The 18,078-nt window shown below is 49.5% G+C and carries 15 protein-coding genes; 5 read left to right on the top strand and 10 right to left on the bottom strand.

Annotation, left to right across the window (positions count from 1 at the left end; translation table 11 throughout):
- Positions 1-3: 3 nt before the first annotated feature.
- Positions 4-1,287 carry a flagellar hook-associated protein FlgL gene (flgL, locus tag METTU_RS05885; protein WP_006890393.1) on the top strand — a complete coding sequence of 428 codons (1,284 nt, stop codon included), beginning with the start codon at positions 4-6 and terminating at the stop codon, positions 1,285-1,287.
- A gap of 144 nt (positions 1,288-1,431) precedes the next feature.
- On the opposite strand, the gene METTU_RS24350 is transcribed toward flgL, so the two are convergent.
- The 4 genes from METTU_RS24350 to METTU_RS05865 are packed head-to-tail and all read right to left on the bottom strand — an operon-like array spanning position 1,432 to position 4,269.
- The gene (locus tag METTU_RS24350) at positions 1,432-1,884 is read right to left on the bottom strand and encodes a hypothetical protein (RefSeq protein WP_254257832.1); all 453 of its coding nucleotides are present in this window, start codon (positions 1,882-1,884) and stop codon (positions 1,432-1,434) included.
- A complete protein-coding gene (locus tag METTU_RS05875; protein ID WP_006890391.1) occupies positions 1,826-2,554 on the bottom strand; it encodes an ABC transporter ATP-binding protein in 729 nt (242 codons plus the stop codon). The genes METTU_RS24350 and METTU_RS05875 overlap by 59 nt, the downstream gene beginning before the upstream one ends.
- The gene (locus METTU_RS05870) at positions 2,551-3,297 is read right to left on the bottom strand and encodes an ABC transporter permease (protein WP_006890390.1); all 747 of its coding nucleotides are present in this window, start codon (positions 3,295-3,297) and stop codon (positions 2,551-2,553) included. The genes METTU_RS05875 and METTU_RS05870 overlap by 4 nt, the downstream gene beginning before the upstream one ends.
- 12 nt (positions 3,298-3,309) lie before the next feature.
- Positions 3,310-4,269 (bottom strand): ABC transporter substrate-binding protein, encoded by a 960-nt coding sequence (locus tag METTU_RS05865; protein WP_006890389.1) that lies wholly within the window; start codon positions 4,267-4,269, stop codon positions 3,310-3,312.
- 363 nt (positions 4,270-4,632) lie between these two features.
- Between METTU_RS05865 and METTU_RS05860 the strand changes: the two genes are divergently transcribed.
- Complete coding sequence (locus METTU_RS05860) at positions 4,633-5,115, top strand: C40 family peptidase (protein WP_006890388.1); 483 nt, start codon at positions 4,633-4,635, stop codon at positions 5,113-5,115.
- A gap of 139 nt (positions 5,116-5,254) precedes the next feature.
- Here the strand turns inward: METTU_RS05860 and METTU_RS05855 are convergent, their stop codons facing one another.
- The 6 genes from METTU_RS05855 to METTU_RS05830 all read right to left on the bottom strand — a co-directional run bounded on the left by METTU_RS05855 (position 5,255) and on the right by METTU_RS05830 (position 12,010).
- On the bottom strand, positions 5,255-5,467 hold the full coding sequence (locus tag METTU_RS05855; protein ID WP_006890387.1) for a formate dehydrogenase subunit delta: 213 nt from the start codon (positions 5,465-5,467) through the stop codon (positions 5,255-5,257).
- Positions 5,468-5,469: 2 nt separating this feature from the next.
- Complete coding sequence (gene fdhD, locus METTU_RS05850; RefSeq protein WP_006890386.1) at positions 5,470-6,330, bottom strand: formate dehydrogenase accessory sulfurtransferase FdhD; 861 nt, start codon at positions 6,328-6,330, stop codon at positions 5,470-5,472.
- Entirely contained in the window at positions 6,323-9,172 is a 2,850-nt protein-coding gene (gene fdhF, locus METTU_RS05845; protein ID WP_006890385.1) for a formate dehydrogenase subunit alpha, read from the bottom strand. The genes fdhD and fdhF overlap by 8 nt, the downstream gene beginning before the upstream one ends.
- 22 nt (positions 9,173-9,194) lie before the next feature.
- Positions 9,195-10,748 (bottom strand): formate dehydrogenase beta subunit, encoded by a 1,554-nt coding sequence (locus METTU_RS05840; protein ID WP_006890384.1) that lies wholly within the window; start codon positions 10,746-10,748, stop codon positions 9,195-9,197.
- On the bottom strand, positions 10,745-11,221 hold the full coding sequence (locus METTU_RS05835; protein WP_006890383.1) for a formate dehydrogenase subunit gamma: 477 nt from the start codon (positions 11,219-11,221) through the stop codon (positions 10,745-10,747). Before METTU_RS05835 ends, METTU_RS05840 begins: the two co-directional genes overlap by 4 nt.
- 390 nt (positions 11,222-11,611) lie before the next feature.
- Positions 11,612-12,010: a hypothetical protein gene (locus METTU_RS05830; RefSeq protein WP_006890382.1), complete on the bottom strand. Its 399-nt coding sequence runs from the start codon at positions 12,008-12,010 to the stop codon at positions 11,612-11,614.
- 133 nt (positions 12,011-12,143) lie between these two features.
- Between METTU_RS05830 and mobA the strand changes: the two genes are divergently transcribed.
- The 3 genes from mobA to METTU_RS05815 all read left to right on the top strand — a co-directional run bounded on the left by mobA (position 12,144) and on the right by METTU_RS05815 (position 17,955).
- Positions 12,144-12,755, top strand: a complete 612-nt coding sequence (mobA, locus tag METTU_RS05825; RefSeq protein WP_006890381.1) for a molybdenum cofactor guanylyltransferase MobA — start codon at positions 12,144-12,146, stop codon at positions 12,753-12,755.
- Between the two features lie 180 nt (positions 12,756-12,935).
- Positions 12,936-16,592 carry a bifunctional diguanylate cyclase/phosphodiesterase gene (locus tag METTU_RS21625; protein WP_006890380.1) on the top strand — a complete coding sequence of 1,219 codons (3,657 nt, stop codon included), beginning with the start codon at positions 12,936-12,938 and terminating at the stop codon, positions 16,590-16,592.
- A gap of 148 nt (positions 16,593-16,740) precedes the next feature.
- Positions 16,741-17,955: an argininosuccinate synthase gene (locus tag METTU_RS05815; RefSeq protein ID WP_006890378.1), complete on the top strand. Its 1,215-nt coding sequence runs from the start codon at positions 16,741-16,743 to the stop codon at positions 17,953-17,955.
- Positions 17,956-18,078 lie beyond the last annotated feature (123 nt).

Below are 18,078 nucleotides of genomic sequence, written 5' to 3'. Positions count from 1 at the left end.
GCGATGAGAATTTCAACAGCTTGGGCACAACAGCTTAGTGTTACCGCGATGTCCAATCAGCAAAGCAAATTGGCTAATCTGCAACAACAATTAAGCACCGGAGTTAAAGTGTCGGTGCCTGCGGACGACCCCGGGGCGGCGGCAAGGATACTGGATTTAGATAAAACAATCGATAAAACAAAGCAGTATCAAAATAATATTGCTACTACGCGAGGACGTTTGAATATCGAGGAGTCTGCGTTGGCAACTTCAGGCGGTATATTAGATCGCGCCAGAGACCTGACTATTCAAGCTATGAACGACACTTTAAATAGCAATGACAGGCTGGGGATCAAGACTGAAGTGGATCAGTTGATTCAACAATTGGCCGGCGTAGCAAATACCCAAAATGCCAATGGCGAGTTTATTTTTTCAGGCGATCTTTCGAATGTCCCCGCTTTTACGAAAAATGCTACAACCGGCAACTATGTTTATCAAGGCGGTCCGGAGCAGAGGGCTTTGCAAATCGGTCCTACAAGGCAGGTTGCCGATGGCGACTTAGGCGTCAATGTATTTGAGAATGTAAAATCGAGCAGTCCGGCGGCTGACGAGAATGGTAACCGTAGCATTTTTAATATCTTAAAGGCGTTGTCTGACGGGTTGAGCTCCACTTTCAATGCTACCCCCGCTGAAATTACCGGCGACAGGTTTTTACGATATGGTTTGGATTATACTGCGGCTACAACTAAATTCGATTTGGTTGCCAATGGCCCTGTTACAGCGCCAATAGACTTGACGGGCAAAACGTTTGCAGGCGTGGATAGTCTTGTCACCGAGATTAATACGCAACTTGGGGCAGGCGGTTTTAGCGGCGCTATTCAAGCACGAAGCAATGGTAATAGAGTCGAGTTTGTTTCAGTAGCCACAGGCGCCGCCTCCAGCATACAAATTAATAATACTTCAGGTACATTTTTAACGGATGCCGGTTTTACTAACGGGCAAAACAAGACAGGGACTGCTGCACAGGCCTTGCAAGGCCAACTTACCGATGTTTTAAGCGATCTTGATGCGGCCAAGAATAGTGTTTTGGAGGCGAGAACCAGTGTCGGAGGGAGGTTGAACGCTTTGAGCGATCAAGAAACTCAAAATGAGAAATTTATATTAGACACCAAGACAACGCTTTCTCAGACTCAAGATCTTGACTATGCCGATGCATACAGCAAGTTTCAAATGCAAACTACTGCTTTACAAGCTGCTCAACAGGCTTTTTCCAAGGTAAAAGGATTATCGTTGTTTAATTATCTCTAAGGTAGGGATTGCGTCCAACCAGTATTGAGACTTTAAAGCGGGGATTGATTGCATATCAGTCCCCTTTTTTTGCCTGAAAGCCGGGGCAGGTCGGTGCCGGTAAGAGGTGAACCCGGATTAAGGCTCACCTTTTAAAAAGCCGGGTTATGGATAAATGACTTTGGGGGTAAAGTTGGCGGCCGGATATTTAGGGTCAAACTCGGTTGCCTTTTCTGCGGTTTTTTGGTCCGGACATTTGGGTGAAGATTTGACTGCCTCTTTGTCGATATAAACGACTTTAGGCTGAAAATTTGCAGCAGGGTATTGGGCATCACTGCCGGCCGACGCAGTAAACGAAGCTAATGCAATAACGGCAGTCGTCAATCCTAAGATAATTATTTTTTTCATATGATAGTAACCTTGGGTAGTTTGTGCAGCAAGCCCCGCTGGACAAATCGGCAGGATAGCCTGACGTGAATCCCCTATAACAAGGCTTGACGGCCCAAGAGTATCGGGTATTTTGGGCGAATCCGCAACTGTTTTCCGAGCTAAAAAGCTGTCACAAAAGCTGTTTGATTTCGGGATGATTTTGCAACAACTGTTGTCTGAATGATTCAATAGCCAACTCGTTTCCGCGATCGCTTCGAGCGATAGGTACAATGATTTCGCTAACGGCCTGCATCGGCGATGCCGACAAAAATATCAGCCGGTCGGCCAGCGCAATGGCCTCGCGCAGATCATGGGTGACAAATAAAACCGTGTGCGGACGTTGTTGCCACAGTTTAACTAACAGTTCCCTGACTTGCCTTGCGGTCGGGGCATCCAGCGACACAAACGGTTCATCCATCAGCAACACCTCAGGATCGATGGCAAACGCCCGGATGATGGAGACTCGGCGGCTCATGCCTAATGACAGCCGTTCAGGATAAACCTGTTGCGCTTGCGTTAATTGCATGACCTCAAGCAAGGCATCAATAACATCGGGCGACTGATGCTCACCCAGTACCAGCTCAATATTTTCCCTAACCGTCCGCCAAGGCAGCAGGCGCGGATTCTGGAAAATGTAGCCGATCTTGGGATGCGTGTGTTGCTGTCCGACTAGAATTTCGCCGTCGTAGTCATTATCCAAACCGGCAATAATATTTAACAGCGTGGTTTTGCCGCAGCCGGACGGACCGACTAGGCAAATAAATTCATTCGAATTCAGCGACAGCTTAAGATTGGCGATACTCGGCTGCGTCGCTGTCGGATAGGTTTTGTTGTTGATATTGATTTGGATGTCGGTCATCTGCGCCACCGCAAGGCTTTCTTATCCAGCGGTTTTAAAATCAGCAGTTCTATCAGCTGAATGACGGCAACAAAAGCGACGGTATAAGCCAGAATACTTGCGACATCGAACAGTTGAAAGAACAAATGCAGTTGATAACCCATGCCGTTGCTGCGGCCTAATAGCTCAACCACCAGAATGATTTTCCAGATCAAGGCCAAGCCCGAGCGAGTTGCGCCCATCACAAACGGATGCAGTTGCGGCCAGATCACATGAATCAGGGTTTTACGCTTGCCGAAATGGTAACAGCGCGCCATGTCCAGTAAATCCTGATCCAGCGCACGCGTGCCTTCGCGGATGGTGACAATGACATTGGGCAGTTTGTTGATAACCACGGCGAGTATTGCCGCCGATTCGACCAGACCGAACCAGACATAGCACAGGATAATGGTGACCAGCGCCGGGATATTCAAGAAAATAACCAACCAGTTGTCGAAGAACGCATCAAGCTTTTTATTGCGCCCCAGCACGATGCCGATCGCGCAACCCAGCAGCATCGCAACGCTAAAACTGACCACCAGTCGGAGCAAGGTAACGCCGAGGTGAAAAGGCAGTTGCCCCGACACGCAGCCCAGCCAAAAAACCTTGGCTACCGCCTCGGGAGTCGGCAAGGTGTTGCTGTTTAAATAAACAGCAACACCTTGCCATATGCCTAAAAAAACCAGCAATGATAAGGTCGATAAAAAACGCTTAAGATTAATCAAAACGAATCTTTGTTATTCAGCTGACCAGAATGTACCGGGTTGCAGGGCATCGGCATTGCCGGTTAACTGCTTGTTGCTCAGGGTATGGAGTATCGCATAAATGCGCCCGGCCGCTTGTTGCTCCTGCTTTCCCCAGTGCTCAATATTACCCTCGCAATAACGCTGGCGAAGTTTGGATTGGGTGGGTAAATCATCTACCTTGGTCAAAGGGATTATTTTTTGCCAAGCCGCATCCGATGTACACAGTTGGTTTTTGGCTTGCTTGCTGGCCTTGAAGAAATCGTTAAGCGCTTGTTTGTGGCTGTTTGCCCAACTTTCTTTAAAAACATAACCCAGGCTGGGAACAGCCTCTTGAATGCCTAAACCTTTTAAGATGCCTCTGCCGTCAATTATCTGGCGATAGCCTTGAGCCTCGAGCCTGGCGGCAAAATGCCAATAGGTGAGTGCCGCATCGACGCGGTTTTGCTTGATTTGCTCGTTGATCAGCGGGGGTGCCCCGAAGACTTTTTCCACCGAGGCATTCAGGTCCAGTTGTTCTTGCTGTGCCAAAGCCTGTAGCAACAGCCAGTTTTTGTCCAGTTCGCCTCCGGCAATCCCCAAGCGTTTGCCGTTGAGATCTTTTATGGAATGGATAGGACTGTTTTCTGCTACAACCAGAGCGCCAGAGGTATCCGAATAGGGATAAAAAGTAAAATCGGAGCCGGTGGCGCGCAGGCTGGAAACCCAGATCCAGTCAGACACAATCATATCGACAGCGCCGGACTGTAGCGCAATCTTGCCGGCTTCCGCATTGGCTAAATGCTGTATTTCCAGTTGAAAATCAGTCTGCGGATTTTCCTGAAAAGCCGACAATTCCCAATCGACGGTGCCCGAAGCCTGAACGCCAATGCGAATAACCGTTTTTTCCGCAGCATAACTGTTGTATGAGGCAAACAGGCACAGGCTGATAACAAGAAGGGTACTCAATTTCATGAAAGCTATCTCAATGGCTGGGGTGAAAACTGCCTATTCTATCCGTACGCAGGGTTTGGTGCGAGGATGATTGTATCTTTAGCCGATCTATGTGACGACTTTCCGCTTATGCAGGCGCGAATTCGGTTATTTGAAGCTGGTGAGTGTTTGGTTGCTGATAGTCGAAATGAAGTAACGGTACTGTCAATTTAATGCCATTGCAGGTTTTGCGATTCACTGGCGCGGAGCATTGCCGATTGTTCGGTCGGAGCGACTGACGATCAACTCTTGATGTCTGGGATCTTTGTCGTCTAGCCATTTAACTTGCAATGGCCTATCCTTATAAGGAATTTCTACTGGGTCTATTAAATAGGTTATGAATTTGTGAACACGTTCGACACTAAACACTATAGCTGTTTTTTTATCCGAGGTGTTTTACTCACTGCGATCGTTTTGTTTTCCGGTTGCGCCAGCGTCCCGGAAACCAGGCCCACTGCGAATTATTCGCCAATGGTCAGTTATGCGCTGAGCTTGCAGGGTGTGCCTTATCATTACGGTAAAAGTTCGCCCGAGGAAGGTTTCGATTGCAGCGGATTTGTTAAACATGTTTACGAGCGGCAGGGTATATCGTTACCGCGTACGGTTCAGGGGATGGCCCAGTCGCTGACGCAAGTCCCGAAAAATGATCTTCATTCCGGTGATTTGGTTTTTTTCAATACCAACGGCAAGCCGTTCTCCCATGTCGGTATTTATGTCAGTAATGATGAGTTTGTTCACGCGCCTAGTCAGCGCACGGGGAAGGTGCTGGTCTCCAGTCTCAAAAATCGTTATTGGGGAGAACGGTTCAGTTGCGCACGCCGTCCGTAACGGTATTGCTGTAGTTATAAATTCGGGGGGATAGGCATCAACTTAAGACATATGGACACGAAGAAAAACTTCGCGTTCTTCGTGTCTTCGTGGTGAATGAATCAATATGTTTAAGTTGATGTCTATGAAGATAGTATTTTTAGGCCGCAAGCTTGGTGATGGCCGCTTTAACCAAGCCGCTTAATTCAGAACCGTCTTCCTGGCAATAGGCGATAATCGCTTTACGCATCCTTGGGTCCCATGATCTTAAAATGTGATTTTTTATGCCTTCCGCTGCGATTTCTTTGTCGGTTTCCGAGTTAAAGAAATTACCTATATCGTTGGCCATTTTGACGAGTCGTTCTATTTTCATTATTAATCACACAGATAGTTGCTATGGGTTAAGCGTTGCGGATGGGTATAAATCACATGCTGATCATCACGGGCAAAACCGATTAAGGTGAGACCGGCCTCATTAGCCAGGCGTATGGCTAATCCGGTAGGTGCTGAAATGGCCGCAAGTAGCGTAATGCCGACCCATGCGGTTTTTTGTACCATTTCATAGCTGGCGCGGCTGGTAACGATGACAAAACCGGCGGATAAATCTTTGCCGGTGCGCAGTAAAAAACCGATCAATTTGTCCAGCGCGTTATGCCGTCCTACATCTTCCCTGATGTCTAAAATGCCTTGGCCGGGGACGGCCCAAGCGGCTGCATGAACGGCACCGGTTAATTGATTTAGTTTCTGGTGCTGTTTGATGTCGGTTAAAGCGGAACGCAACTCGGCAGCAGACAGGGTCAAGCCACCGTTAACCGGGTTGGGTTGGCGGATGGCTTGTTTTAAGGTACTTGCTCCGCATAGACCGCAACCGGTGCGTCCGGTTAAATTGCGGCCTTTATCGGACATACATTGAAAACGTTGCTCCGGAATTTTTATCTGGACTTCAATGCCGTTTGATCGGTTATAAACCCGAGCCGATAACAACTCTTTCGGGCTTTTAATAATGCCTTCGGTAATGCTGAAACCCAGCGCAAATTCTTCAAGATTGGTCGGGGTTGCCAGCATGACGACATGCGGCACCCCGTTGTAAATCAGGGAAATAGGCACTTCTTCGGCAATATAGTCTTGTACCTGAGAATACTGCTCACCTCGCCAGCGATCAACGGTGGTTTGTTGATAGCTGGGCCAACCTAATTCTAATGATAACGGCAGCGTAGCGGCACTGCCGTTAGTCATGGCTTATTCCCTGCTCCAGAAGATCGAGTTGTTTTTCTGAAAATGCGTGGTATTCCTGTTGCCATTCCGAAGGTTGACTGACTTTGGTGATCTGCACGGCCGTCACCTTGTATTCCGGGCAGTTGGTCGCCCAATCGGAGTTGTCGGTCGTGATCACGTTGGCGCCGGACTCAGGGAAATGGAACGTGGTGTAGACCACGCCTGGCTGCACACGATCACTTACCAAGGCGCGTAACACAGTCTCACCGGCACGGCTTTTAATGCCCACCCAGTCGCCGGTTTTTACGCCACGGTCTTCGGCATCGTGCGGATGAATTTCCAGACGATCTTCCGAATGCCAAGCGACATTTTCAGTGCGGCGTGTTTGCGCGCCGACATTGTATTGCGACAAAATACGCCCGGTGGTCAGGATTAGCGGATATTTGCCGGTTACGCGCTCTGCCGTTGGGACAAATTCGGTCAGCATGAACAAGCCTTTGCCGTTATCGCGCAGGAAATGCTCGGTATGCATAATAGGCGTGCCTTCCGGCGCTTCGTCATTACAAGGCCATTGCACGCTGCCGAGGCGGTCGATCTTTTCATAGCTGACGCCGGAAAAGCTGGGCGTCAGTCGCGCAATTTCATCCATGATTTCTGACGGATGGCTGTAGCTCATCGGGTAACCCATCGCGTTGGCCAGCATCTGGGTAACTTCCCAATCCTGATAGCCGGCTAACGGCGACATGACTTTGCGCACCGGTGAAATACGCCGTTCGGCATTGGTAAAGGTGCCGTTCTTTTCCAGGAAGGACGAGCCTGGGAGGAAGACATGGGCAAACTTGGCGGTTTCGTTGAGGAATATATCCTGAACGATTACGCATTCCATGGCCCGTAATGCGGCATGAACGTGTTTAATATCCGGATCGGATTGGGCAATGTCCTCGCCTTCGCAGTACAGACCCATAAAGCTTTTGTCCAGCGCTGCCTCGAACATGTTGGGAATGCGCAGGCCCGGTTCGGCACTGAGTTCGGCTTGCCATGCATTTTCAAACAGCTGGTGCGTTACAGGATCGGATACATGGCGATAACCGGGGAACTCATGCGGAAATGAACCCATGTCGCAAGAACCTTGTACGTTATTTTGCCCGCGTAACGGATTCACGCCGACACCGTCATGACCCAGGTTGCCGGTCGCCATGGCCAGATTGGCAATGCCGATGACCATGGTGGAACCTTGGCTGTGTTCCGTGACCCCTAAACCATAATAAATAGCGGCATTGTCAGCCGTGGCGTAAAGCCGTGCGGCGGCTCTAAGCTCGGCTGCCGGCACGCCGGTAATGGACTCGGAAGCTTCCGGCGAATTATGCTCCTGCGCAACAAAGGTTTTCCATTTGGCGAAAGAGGCTACATCGCAACGCTCATTAACAAAGGCTTCGTCAAGCAGATTTTCGGTAACAACGACATGCCCGAGCGCATTGATCAAAGCGACATTAGTGCTGGGGCGCAACTTTAAATGATGGCTGGCTTTGACGTGCGGCGATTTGATCAGGTCGATTTCGCGCGGATCAATCACGATCAGCTTTGCGCCCTGACGCAGGCGTTTTTTCATTTGCGAACCGAATACGGGATGCCCGTCAGTAGGATTCGCGCCGATCACCATAATGACATCGGCTTTCATGACCGAGTCAAAATCCTGGGTGCCGGATGACTCACCAAAGGTTTGTTTCAATCCGTAACCGGTAGGCGAATGGCAAACCCGTGCGCAGGTATCGACATTATTATTGCCGAAACCGGCGCGGATCAGTTTTTGCATGATGTAGACTTCTTCATTGGTGCAACGAGAAGAAGTGATGCCGCCGATCGAGTCTTTGCCGTATTTTGCCTGGATGCGTTTTAATTCCGACGCGGCATGGTTAATGGCTTCTTCCCAGCTGACTTCCCGCCATGCATCTTTAATGCTGGCGCGGATCATCGGTTTGGTGATGCGGTCTTTGTGCGTGGCGTAACCGAATGCAAAACGGCCCTTTACGCAGGAATGGCCGTGGTTGGCTTTGCCGTCTTTATGCGGCACCATGCGGATGACTTGTTCGCCTTTCATTTCCGCCCTGAATGAACAGCCGACGCCGCAATAAGCGCAGGTTGTTACGATCGCATGTTCCGGCTGGCCGTTGTCGATGACCGATTTTTCCATCAGCGTTGCGGTTGGGCAGGCTTGTACGCAAGCGCCGCAGGATACGCATTCCGAATCCATGAACGGCTGGTTCTGGCTGGGCGATACTTTGGAATCAAAACCGCGACCGTCAATGGTTAACGCAAAGGTGCCTTGGGTTTCTTCACAGGCCCGTACGCAACGCGAGCAAACGATACATTTACTGGGATCGAAACTGAAGTAGGGGTTGCTGTGGTCTTTTTCGGCGTTCAGGTGCGTCTCAATCGGGTTGTAACGCACTTCGCGCAAACCGACGACGCCTGCCATGTCTTGCAGTTCGCAATCGCCATTGGCCGAACAGGTCAAACAGTCCAGCGGATGATCGGAAATATACAGTTCCATGATGCCGCGGCGCACATCGGCCAGCTTTTTATTCTGGGTGACGATTTTCAAGCCTTCCGCGACCGGCGTCGTACATGAAGCCGGCATGCCTCTGCCGCCTTCGATCTGCACCACGCAAAGCCGACAGGAACCGAAGGGTTCTATGCTGTCGGTTGCGCATAATTTGGGAATTTCAATACCGATGCTTGCTGCCGCTCGCATGACTGAAGTTCCTGCCGGTGCCGTTACCTGAAAACCATCAATCTCCAGTGTGACTAAGTTATCGCTGGTGCTGGCTGGTGTGCCAAAATCTTTTTCTTTATTGATCGACATTGTAATATCCTCTAAATCATTATCAGGCGGCAGTAGCTTTTGCATTTATCCCGAAATCTTCGGGGAAATGATTTAAAGCGCTCAGTACAGGGTAGGGCGTCATACCGCCTAATGCACAGAGGGAGCCGTTGAGTAAGGTGTCGCAAAGATCACGTAACAAGGGGATGTTTTTATCGAGGTTGCGACCATTAATAATGTCGTCCATGACTTCTACGCCACGGGTGGAGCCAATGCGGCAAGGTGTGCATTTGCCGCAAGATTCAATTTTACAAAATTCCATGCTATAGCGCGCCATTTCGGCCATATTGACCGTGTCATCAAAAACGACAATGCCGCCATGTCCCACTACCGCCCAGATGGCGGCAAAGGCTTCGTAATCCAGAGGGGTATCGAATTGCGATTCGGGCAGATAAGCGCCGAGCGGGCCGCCTACCTGAACGGCACGAATCGGTCTGCCGGAAGCTGCGCCGCCGCCGAAATCATAAAGCAATTCGCGTAAGGTCAAGCCAAAACCCAGTTCGACTAAACCGGGACGCTTGATGTTGCCGGCCAATTGCACCGGCAGGGTGCCGCGCGAGCGTCCCATGCCGAAATCGCGGTAATAATCGCCGCCTTTATTCAGAATGACCGGGATTGAAGCCAGGGAAATAACGTTGTTGACTACAGTAGGTTGACCGAACAAGCCGCTGATGGCTGGTAAGGGGGGTTTAAAACGCACCAAGCCGCGTTTTCCTTCCAGGCTTTCCATTAATGACGTTTCTTCGCCGCAGACATAAGCGCCCGCGCCCAGCCTTACTTCCAGGTTAAAGGTTTTGCCGCTGCCCTGAATGTTCTCACCCAGGTAACCTTCCTGATAAGCGGTTGCAATCGCGGCATTAAGCACTTCAAAAGCGTGAGGGTATTCTATGCGCAGATAGATATAGCCTTGTGTCGCATCGACGGCCAAACCCGCAATCGTCATGCCTTCGATCAATACGAACGGGTCGCCTTCCATAACCATGCGGTCGGAAAATGTGCCGGAATCGCCTTCGTCGGCATTGCAGATAATGTATTTTTGCAGCGATGCGGTGTTGAGCACCGTTTTCCATTTAATGCCGGTTGGAAAGGCAGCGCCGCCGCGACCGCGTAAACCCGAGTCGGTTACCGCTTGGACGATTTGCTCCTGAGTCATGGCTAGCGCATTTTTCAAGCCGCGATAGCCGTCATTGTCGATATAGTCAGTCAAGCTGGAGGGATCGGTTTTGCCGATGCGGGCAAAGGTCAGACGTTGCTGTTTTTTGAAGTAATCAAGTTCTTCAGTTAGGCCCAAACCTAAAGTATGCGCGCCGCCTTCCGTAAAACCTGCATCGAACAAGCCGGATACGTCGCCGGTCTGAACAGGTCCATAGGCTATGCGTCCTTTAGCCGTTGCCACTTCAACCAGCGGTTCCAGCCAGTACATGCCTCTTGAACCGTTGCGGATCAGATTAATATCAAGGCCGCGTTTTGCCGCTTCCTGAGCGATAGCTGTAGCAACGCGATCTGCACCCAATGAAACGGCGCTGGAATCGCATGGCACATAAATAGTGATACTCATGCTGATGCCTCTGTATTGTTGATGACCGCATCAAAACTGTCCGCTGACACGCGACCGTAAATCTCCTTGCCGATTTGCATGGCCGGTGAACAGGCGCAATTACCCAAGCAGTAAACAGGCTCAAGGGAGAATTTGCCGTCTGCGGTCGTTTCATGGAAATCAATACCGAGCTTGCTTTTAACGTGTTCTTCCAGTTTTCTTCCGCCCATGGATTGGCAGGATTCCGCCCGGCAAAGATGAATGGTTTGTACGCCCGGCGGTGTGTCCCTGAAATAGTGGTAAAAGCTGATGACGCCGTGTACTTCGGCACGAGACAGGCTAAGAGCCGTTGCAATGTAGGGAACGCTTTCGGCAGGGATATATCCCATAGCATCTTGTATGCCATGCAGAATAGGTAAAAGTGCGCCGGGCTTGTCTTTGAGTGCGGCGATTATTTCTTGCACGGTTGATTGCGTGGAGCCTGATTCTGTCATGGTCGTCTCAATATGGAGAATCCATCCTGATTAAAACAACGGCTGTTCCTGACTGTTGCATATTTAAGTGTGCCGGGTAGCATAGCACAAGATATTTTGGGTGTAAAAATGCTATAAAATAGACAAAAATATAAGTGTTTTGAAAGTATCGGTTATGTCTCTATTTATAATGGATATTTTTTGAACACAGTACGCTAAAAAGATTTATCCGTTTTTAAGCAATGCACTGTTCACGCATAGACGCATATTGATGATATTTTTCGATAGGTTTTTTTGCGGAATATAATTAAGGGTGACCGAGGTCACCCTTTTTATCGTCTCGGCACAACCGCTATGCAGATTTCGCATGGAGTAAAAAAATCTGTCCATGCCGTCGTAAAGCGAGTCTTTCTATTTCACAAAGCAGGTTTTTTCCGCATATTGCTCAGCTTCTTTAAGCCGTTTTCTCAAATCTTTGGATTGAGCCGGGTCGCGCATGGCCGCCGCGGCATCGCCGGTTTGGCCTTTGGTTAAATAGGTAAAGGTTTTCGCGGCTTCGTATTCGGCGAAGTTCAGTTTTTCAGCTATTTTGTCGATTTTACAGCCGCAGGCATATTGGGTGATATAAGTCAGGCCTCCATGTTGTGCAACGCAATTTAAAACATATTCAACGCGGTCGCGGGTAGGGTAGTCGCTGACAAACGGTGCAGGCTCGGCTTGTTCAACCGGTTTTTCCGGTGCCGTGGCGCAGCCTGGAATAACGACAACTAACGCAAAACCGAGAATGGCGGGTGTGTATTTAATTTTCATTGATGATTTTTTAGTCCCATAAGTCAGTAAAGTGAAAAAGGTTGCGTAGCTTGCAATAAACAACAGGCTTGCGAGAATAGCCGTTCGGTTGAACGATTTTGACCATTACCCACGATATTCAAAGCTTACCATTATGAACAGTCAAACAAAAGTAGCAGGCGTGATTCTTGCCGGAGGCCGTGCCCGGCGCATGAATAATCAGGATAAAGGCCTGATGAACTTTAATGGCCGCCCGATGGTCAGTTACGCCATTGCCGCGCTGGCTCCCGCTGTGGACGGTGTGTTTATAAATGCCAACCGGAATATTGATCAATACCGGCAATTCGGGTGGCCGGTTATTAGCGATCAAACCGACAGTTTTGACGGTCCTTTGGCGGGCATATTAACTGCAATGATTCATGCCGATGCCGATGCCGATGCCGATGTCTTGGTGGTTATTCCTTGTGATTCGCCGTTAATTAAAACGGAACACCTGCAGAAACTGTTATTAACCCGTGCGGAACATAATGCTGATGTTGCCGTCGCTTTTGATGGAACAAGGTTGCATCCGGTTTTCTTGGCGATAAAGACCGCATTGCAAACCAGCCTGCAAGAGTATTTAGCGGATGGTCAGCGTAAAGTCGAGGTTTGGCTGGCTCAGCAGAACTTGGTTCGGGTGGATTTTAGTAACGAAACGGAAATATTCAGCAACATTAATACCATGACGGAGTTATCTGTGCTGGAGGAAACTAAGCGTTTCAGTTAGAATCGGGCATCGTTATCCTGCGTAAGTGCTCGATAAAAATATTTGCTCACCGACTCAATTTAAAACAGTAACGGGATGTTCAATCAGGAAGAATGTGTCATCAGTCCCATGTTTACAATGGATTTGGCTTTTTGCCGCCATATCATGTTCAGATGTCGTGAATTAAGGAAATAAAGAACAATGAATAAGTTGTTTTCCCCTGCTATTGCCCTGATGAACCGGCTGGATTACACCAGAAAATTCATGGTGCTGGGGCTGATATATCTCGTCGCGATTACCGTGGTCGTGTACAGTCTTTACGCGAGCCTTAATCAGGTTGCCCGTACCTCGCAACGACAATTGGAAGGCCTTGAATTGATCAAGCCCATTTCCAGCAGCGTGCAATTTATGCAACAGCACCGTGGGTTGTCGACAGGCGTTCTCGGCGGCAATGAAGCGATGCGCAATCAATGCGATGCCAAGGAAATTGAAACAGCTGCGGCTTTTGACGCGATAGAACGGGGGCTATCTACCAGCCTGGTTTTAAGCGAAGACTGGGTGCGACTTAAAGCCGATTGGAATAGTTTACAAAAAGGTTGGTCTCACTGGACGGTGGACGAAAACTTCAGCACACATACCGACTTGATCGACCGGATGCTGGTATTTGAGGTGCGCGTCGCTGATGACTATGCGCTGACCTTTGACTCGGATGCCGATGCGTTTTACTTGATCGATACGACCATCAATAAACTGCCGCTGGCACTTGAGAGGCTCGGACGGATACGCGCCTTCGGCACCGGTATTTTGACCCAAAAGCAAATCTCGGCCTATCAGCAAGCCGAGATGATTGCCCTGATTGCCGAACTTCGTCACGCGCTTAAGTTTCTTGCGATCAATCTTGAGAAGACCGGTCAATTCAATCCTGAAATACAAAATCCGCTGCTGGCGGCAACCGAAGATATAGTCGATTCGGCGCGTCAGATTGTCGATCTTGTGCAGTCGGATATTATCACCGAGCATTTTGTCACGAGTCCTGAAGACTTCTTTAAGATGGCCACGGCAGCTATCGACAAAGGTTATCGGCAGATGGATCAGACCTTGCTGCCAAAGACGGAAGCGTTGATTACTGCGCGCATTCAACATACAAAAAATAAATTGCACGTTAGTATCGGTATTGCCGTCCTGTTGTTACTGGTGGTGCATTATTTTCTGATAGGTATTTATTACGCCATGATCGGCAGTATTCAGTCGCTTACCCGTTCGGCGCGCGTGTTCGCCGGTGGTGATATGCGCGAACGTATTAATCTGGGTACGCGCGACGAACTTCGTCAGGTTGGCGACAGCTTCAACGAAATGGCCGATGGTTTTAATGCGCTGCTTGCGGCTCGCCTTGAAGACAAGGCCAGCGAAACAAGGCTGCGCTCAATCATTGATGCTTCTCCGGTTCCTATGGTGCTGAATGACGACCAGCAAAACATCACCTTCCTGAATCCTGCGTTTATTCAAACCTTCGGTTACACGTTGGAGGATATTCCAACCCTGACTGATTGGTGGGCAAAGGCAAGCCCGGATCCGGAATACCGGGAATGGATGGCGGCTACCTGGCAAACAACGCTGGAAACAGTGTTGCATGATGACAGTCAATTCAATCCTGTAGAGCTCAATATACGGTGTCATAGCGGATCGACTAAAACCGTGCTGGCGAATGCCTCGTCCATCAAGCAGTCCTTGGGGAGCGTTCATCTGGTTGTGTTATATGACATCAATGAGCGCAAGAAGGCCGAGCAGAAGGTGCTGGAGCGCGAGGCGCGATACCGGGCGGTGACCTATTCCGCCAGCGATGCCATTATTACAACTAATAGTGCGGGAAATATTACCGGCTGGAACCGGGGCGCAGAGACTATTTTTGGTTATACGGAAACCGAAGTTAGCGGTCAGCCGTTGACCTTACTGATGCCGCCTCGATACCATGATCCGCATCTTATCGGTATGGAGCGGGTGTTATCGGGCGGAGTGTCGCACATTAACGACAAGACAGTCGAATTGGCAGGGCTGCGTAAGGATGGGAGCGAATTTCCGCTGGAACTTTCGCTGGCAAAGTGGGAGGCTTCTGAAGGTTGGTTCGTCACTGGTATCATTCGCGACATAACCGAGCGCAAACAAGCTGAAGCCGATCTTCGTATTGCCGCTATCGCCTTCGAGACTCAGGAGGCCATGATGATCACTGATACCCATCAGGTTATTCTCAAGGTCAATCAGGCATTTGTCCGGATCACCGGGTACAGCGCCGAAGAAGCCATCGGCCAGACGCCTGCATTGCTCAAGTCCGGTTATCAGGATGCGAAGTTTTATCAAACCATGTGGGAAAGCTTGGTTCGTGACGGATACTGGCAGTCCGAAATCTGGAACCGACGCAAGTGCGGTGATGTCTATCCCGAACGGATTACCATTACCGCCGTGACCAATGCTGAGGGCAATGTGGTCAATTACGTTGGGACTTTTGATGACATTTCCCAGCATAAAAAGGCGGAGGAAACTATTCACGACCTGGTTTTCTATGACTCGCTGACCAAGTTGCCTAACCGCCGTCTGCTGCTGGAGCGATTGAAACACAGCATCGAAGTGGAGCGACGCGACGGCAAACAACTTGCGTTGATGATGCTGGATTTGGATCGATTCAAAGTGATTAACGACAGTTTGGGGTATCTGGCCGGTGACGAACTGCTGCAGCAAGTCGCTACACGAATAGCGACCCGGTTGCGTAAAGTAGACATAGTTGCCAGATTACGTAAAGTGGACTTGCTTGCCCACCTGGGTGGCGATGAGTTTATCATGCTGCTGGAAGACATTACGCACACGGAAGATGCTGCGCGGGTGGCTGAACAGGTTATCGCTATTTTGAGCAAGCCTTTCTATTTAAGCCAAGGCGATGAGATACACATTACTGCCAGCGTTGGTATAAGCCTGTATCCTCAGCACGGCGACAACCCCGACACGTTGATCAGTTACGCCGATGCGGCGCTGAATAAAGCCAAGGCGGAAGGACGCGGCTGTTTTGCCTATTATTCCGAAGACCTGACCTTGGCGGCCCGTCAGCGCATCGCGCTGGAAGCCCGGTTACGCAAAGCCATTGAGCAGCAGGAATTGCGGGTTTTCTACCAGCCGCAGGTTGATATTGTCACAGGACGCATCATCGGAGCGGAAGCGTTAGTGCGCTGGCTGGACCCGATTGAGGGACTGATTGCGCCGATCCACTTTATTCCCCTGGCCGAAGAAACCGGCCTGATTCTGGAGATTGGCGCATGGGTATTACGGGAAACCTGTCGCCAAGGCAGGCAATGGCTGGATGCGGGTTTACCGCCGTTAACCTTGGCAGTCAATGTATCCGCTCACCAATTCCGTCGGTCTGATATTGGTGCTTTGGTTACTACGGTACTGAATGAAACCGGTTTTCCGGCAGAGCAGCTGGAGCTGGAAATGACCGAAAGCGGACTGATGGAGAGCCAAAGTAAGGTTATGGGACTCCTGAATGATTTACGTTCCCAGGGTGTGCGTTTCGCTATTGACGACTTCGGCACCGGTTATTCGTCATTGGCTTATCTCAAGCATTTTCCTTTGGACTCGTTGAAAATAGACAAGAGCTTTATCGATGATATTCCCCATCTTCAAGATGATATGGAAATTGCCGCCACTATTATCGCTATGGGACATATGCTGGGCTTTAAAGTCCTGGCGGAAGGCGTGGAGACGGTCGAGCAATTGGCATTCTTGCAGGACAAAGGCTGCGACGCTTACCAAGGCTATCTCAAAAGCAAACCTGTACCGGCTGACGAGTTTGTCAGGTTATTGCTGGAATAATAGTTCGAATAAGGCGCAGATTGTTGATGCAAATTTTTTTGCATCAGTTGCAATGAACTCCCCGTACTTTTAATCACGCCTGTGTTACTGCCGAAACCTGTATTTTCAGGTATAATTTGCAACATTTTTAACTCAGGGTATAGGTGTTATGTCGGAAATCAATAAAGTTGTATTAGCTTATTCCGGAGGTCTGGATACTTCCGTTATTCTTAAGTGGTTGCAGGATGTTTATGACTGTGAAGTGGTTACTTTTACAGCTGATTTGGGGCAGGGCGAAGAAGTGGAACCTGCGCGAGCCAAAGCGCAAGCGATGGGTATTAAAGATATTTACATTGAAGATTTGCGCGAAGACTTTGCGCGCGATTATGTTTTTCCGATGTTTCGCGCCAATACGGTTTACGAGGGCGAATATTTACTGGGCACATCAATTGCCCGTCCTTTAATCGCCAAGCGGCTCATCGAAATCGCCAATGAAACCGGTGCGAATGCCATTTCTCACGGCGCAACAGGCAAAGGTAACGACCAGGTACGCTTTGAGCTGGGCGCTTACGCACTGCGTCCCGATATACAGATTATTGCGCCTTGGCGGGAATGGGATTTAACCTCCCGTCAAACGTTGCTGGACTATGCCGAAAAACATAAAATTCCGGTGGAAATGAAGAAAGGTAAAACCTCGCCTTATTCGATGGATGCCAATTTACTGCATATTTCTTACGAGGGCCGGGTTCTGGAAGATCCTTGGGCGGAGCCTGAAGAGGATATGTGGCGCTGGACGGTTTCGCCTGAATCCGCACCCGACAAACCGACTTACATTGAGCTGACTTACCGTCAGGGCGATATTGTCGCCATTGATGACGTACCTTGCTCGCCTGCGACAGTGATGGAGCAATTAAACAAGGTTGCCGGCGCAAACGGCATCGGTCGATTGGATATCGTGGAAAACCGCTATGTCGGCATGAAATCGCGCGGCTGTTATGAAACACCGGCCGGTACGGTGATGCTCAAAGCGCATCGTGCGATTGAATCATTAACGCTGGACAGGGAAGTGGCGCATTTAAAGGACGAGCTGATGCCGCGCTATGCTTCTTTAGTCTATAACGGTTACTGGTGGAGTCCTGAGCGGGAAATGATGCAAACCATGATAGATGCGTCTCAGGCGAACGTTAACGGCAAAGTCAGGCTCAAGCTTTATAAGGGCAATGTAGTCGTTGTCGGTCGCGCTTCCGATACCGACAGCCTGTTTGATGAAAGTATTGCGACGTTTGAAGATGATGGCGGCGCATATAATCAAAAAGATGCCGAGGGCTTTATCAAGTTAAACGCGCTGAGAATGAGAATAGCCGCTGCCAAGCGATTACGTTAATGCGACAGGCAGCATAAGGTTTGAAATCTTATGCTGCCTTTGTATTTAAATAAAATGCAGAATTTGTCGATTAAACTTGTATAATCGCGAGTCAGGTAAGCACTACTGCCGACAGGGTTTGTT

The organism is Methylobacter tundripaludum SV96, from assembly GCF_000190755.2.
GTDB lineage: Bacteria > Pseudomonadota > Gammaproteobacteria > Methylococcales > Methylomonadaceae > Methylobacter_A > Methylobacter_A tundripaludum.
The sequence above is the reverse complement of the archived record's forward strand: the minus strand, read 5'-3'. Positions and strand labels throughout refer to the sequence as shown.

Excerpts from the sequence above, each read along its gene's own strand:
- flgL (WP_006890393.1), top strand. The coding sequence starts at position 4 with ATGAGAATTTCAACAGCTTGGGCACAACAGCTTAGTGTTACCGCGATG.
- METTU_RS05875 (WP_006890391.1), bottom strand. The coding sequence starts at position 2,554 with ATGACCGACATCCAAATCAATATCAACAACAAAACCTATCCGACAGCG.
- METTU_RS05865 (WP_006890389.1), bottom strand. The coding sequence starts at position 4,269 with ATGAAATTGAGTACCCTTCTTGTTATCAGCCTGTGCCTGTTTGCCTCA.
- METTU_RS05855 (WP_006890387.1), bottom strand. The coding sequence starts at position 5,467 with ATGAAAATAGAACGACTCGTCAAAATGGCCAACGATATAGGTAATTTC.
- fdhD (WP_006890386.1), bottom strand. The coding sequence starts at position 6,330 with ATGACTAACGGCAGTGCCGCTACGCTGCCGTTATCATTAGAATTAGGT.
- fdhF (WP_006890385.1), bottom strand. The coding sequence starts at position 9,172 with ATGTCGATCAATAAAGAAAAAGATTTTGGCACACCAGCCAGCACCAGC.
- METTU_RS05840 (WP_006890384.1), bottom strand. The coding sequence starts at position 10,748 with ATGAGTATCACTATTTATGTGCCATGCGATTCCAGCGCCGTTTCATTG.
- METTU_RS05835 (WP_006890383.1), bottom strand. The coding sequence starts at position 11,221 with ATGACAGAATCAGGCTCCACGCAATCAACCGTGCAAGAAATAATCGCC.
- METTU_RS05830 (WP_006890382.1), bottom strand. The coding sequence starts at position 12,010 with ATGAAAATTAAATACACACCCGCCATTCTCGGTTTTGCGTTAGTTGTC.
- mobA (WP_006890381.1), top strand. The coding sequence starts at position 12,144 with ATGAACAGTCAAACAAAAGTAGCAGGCGTGATTCTTGCCGGAGGCCGT.
- METTU_RS21625 (WP_006890380.1), top strand. The coding sequence starts at position 12,936 with ATGAATAAGTTGTTTTCCCCTGCTATTGCCCTGATGAACCGGCTGGAT.
- METTU_RS05815 (WP_006890378.1), top strand. The coding sequence starts at position 16,741 with ATGTCGGAAATCAATAAAGTTGTATTAGCTTATTCCGGAGGTCTGGAT.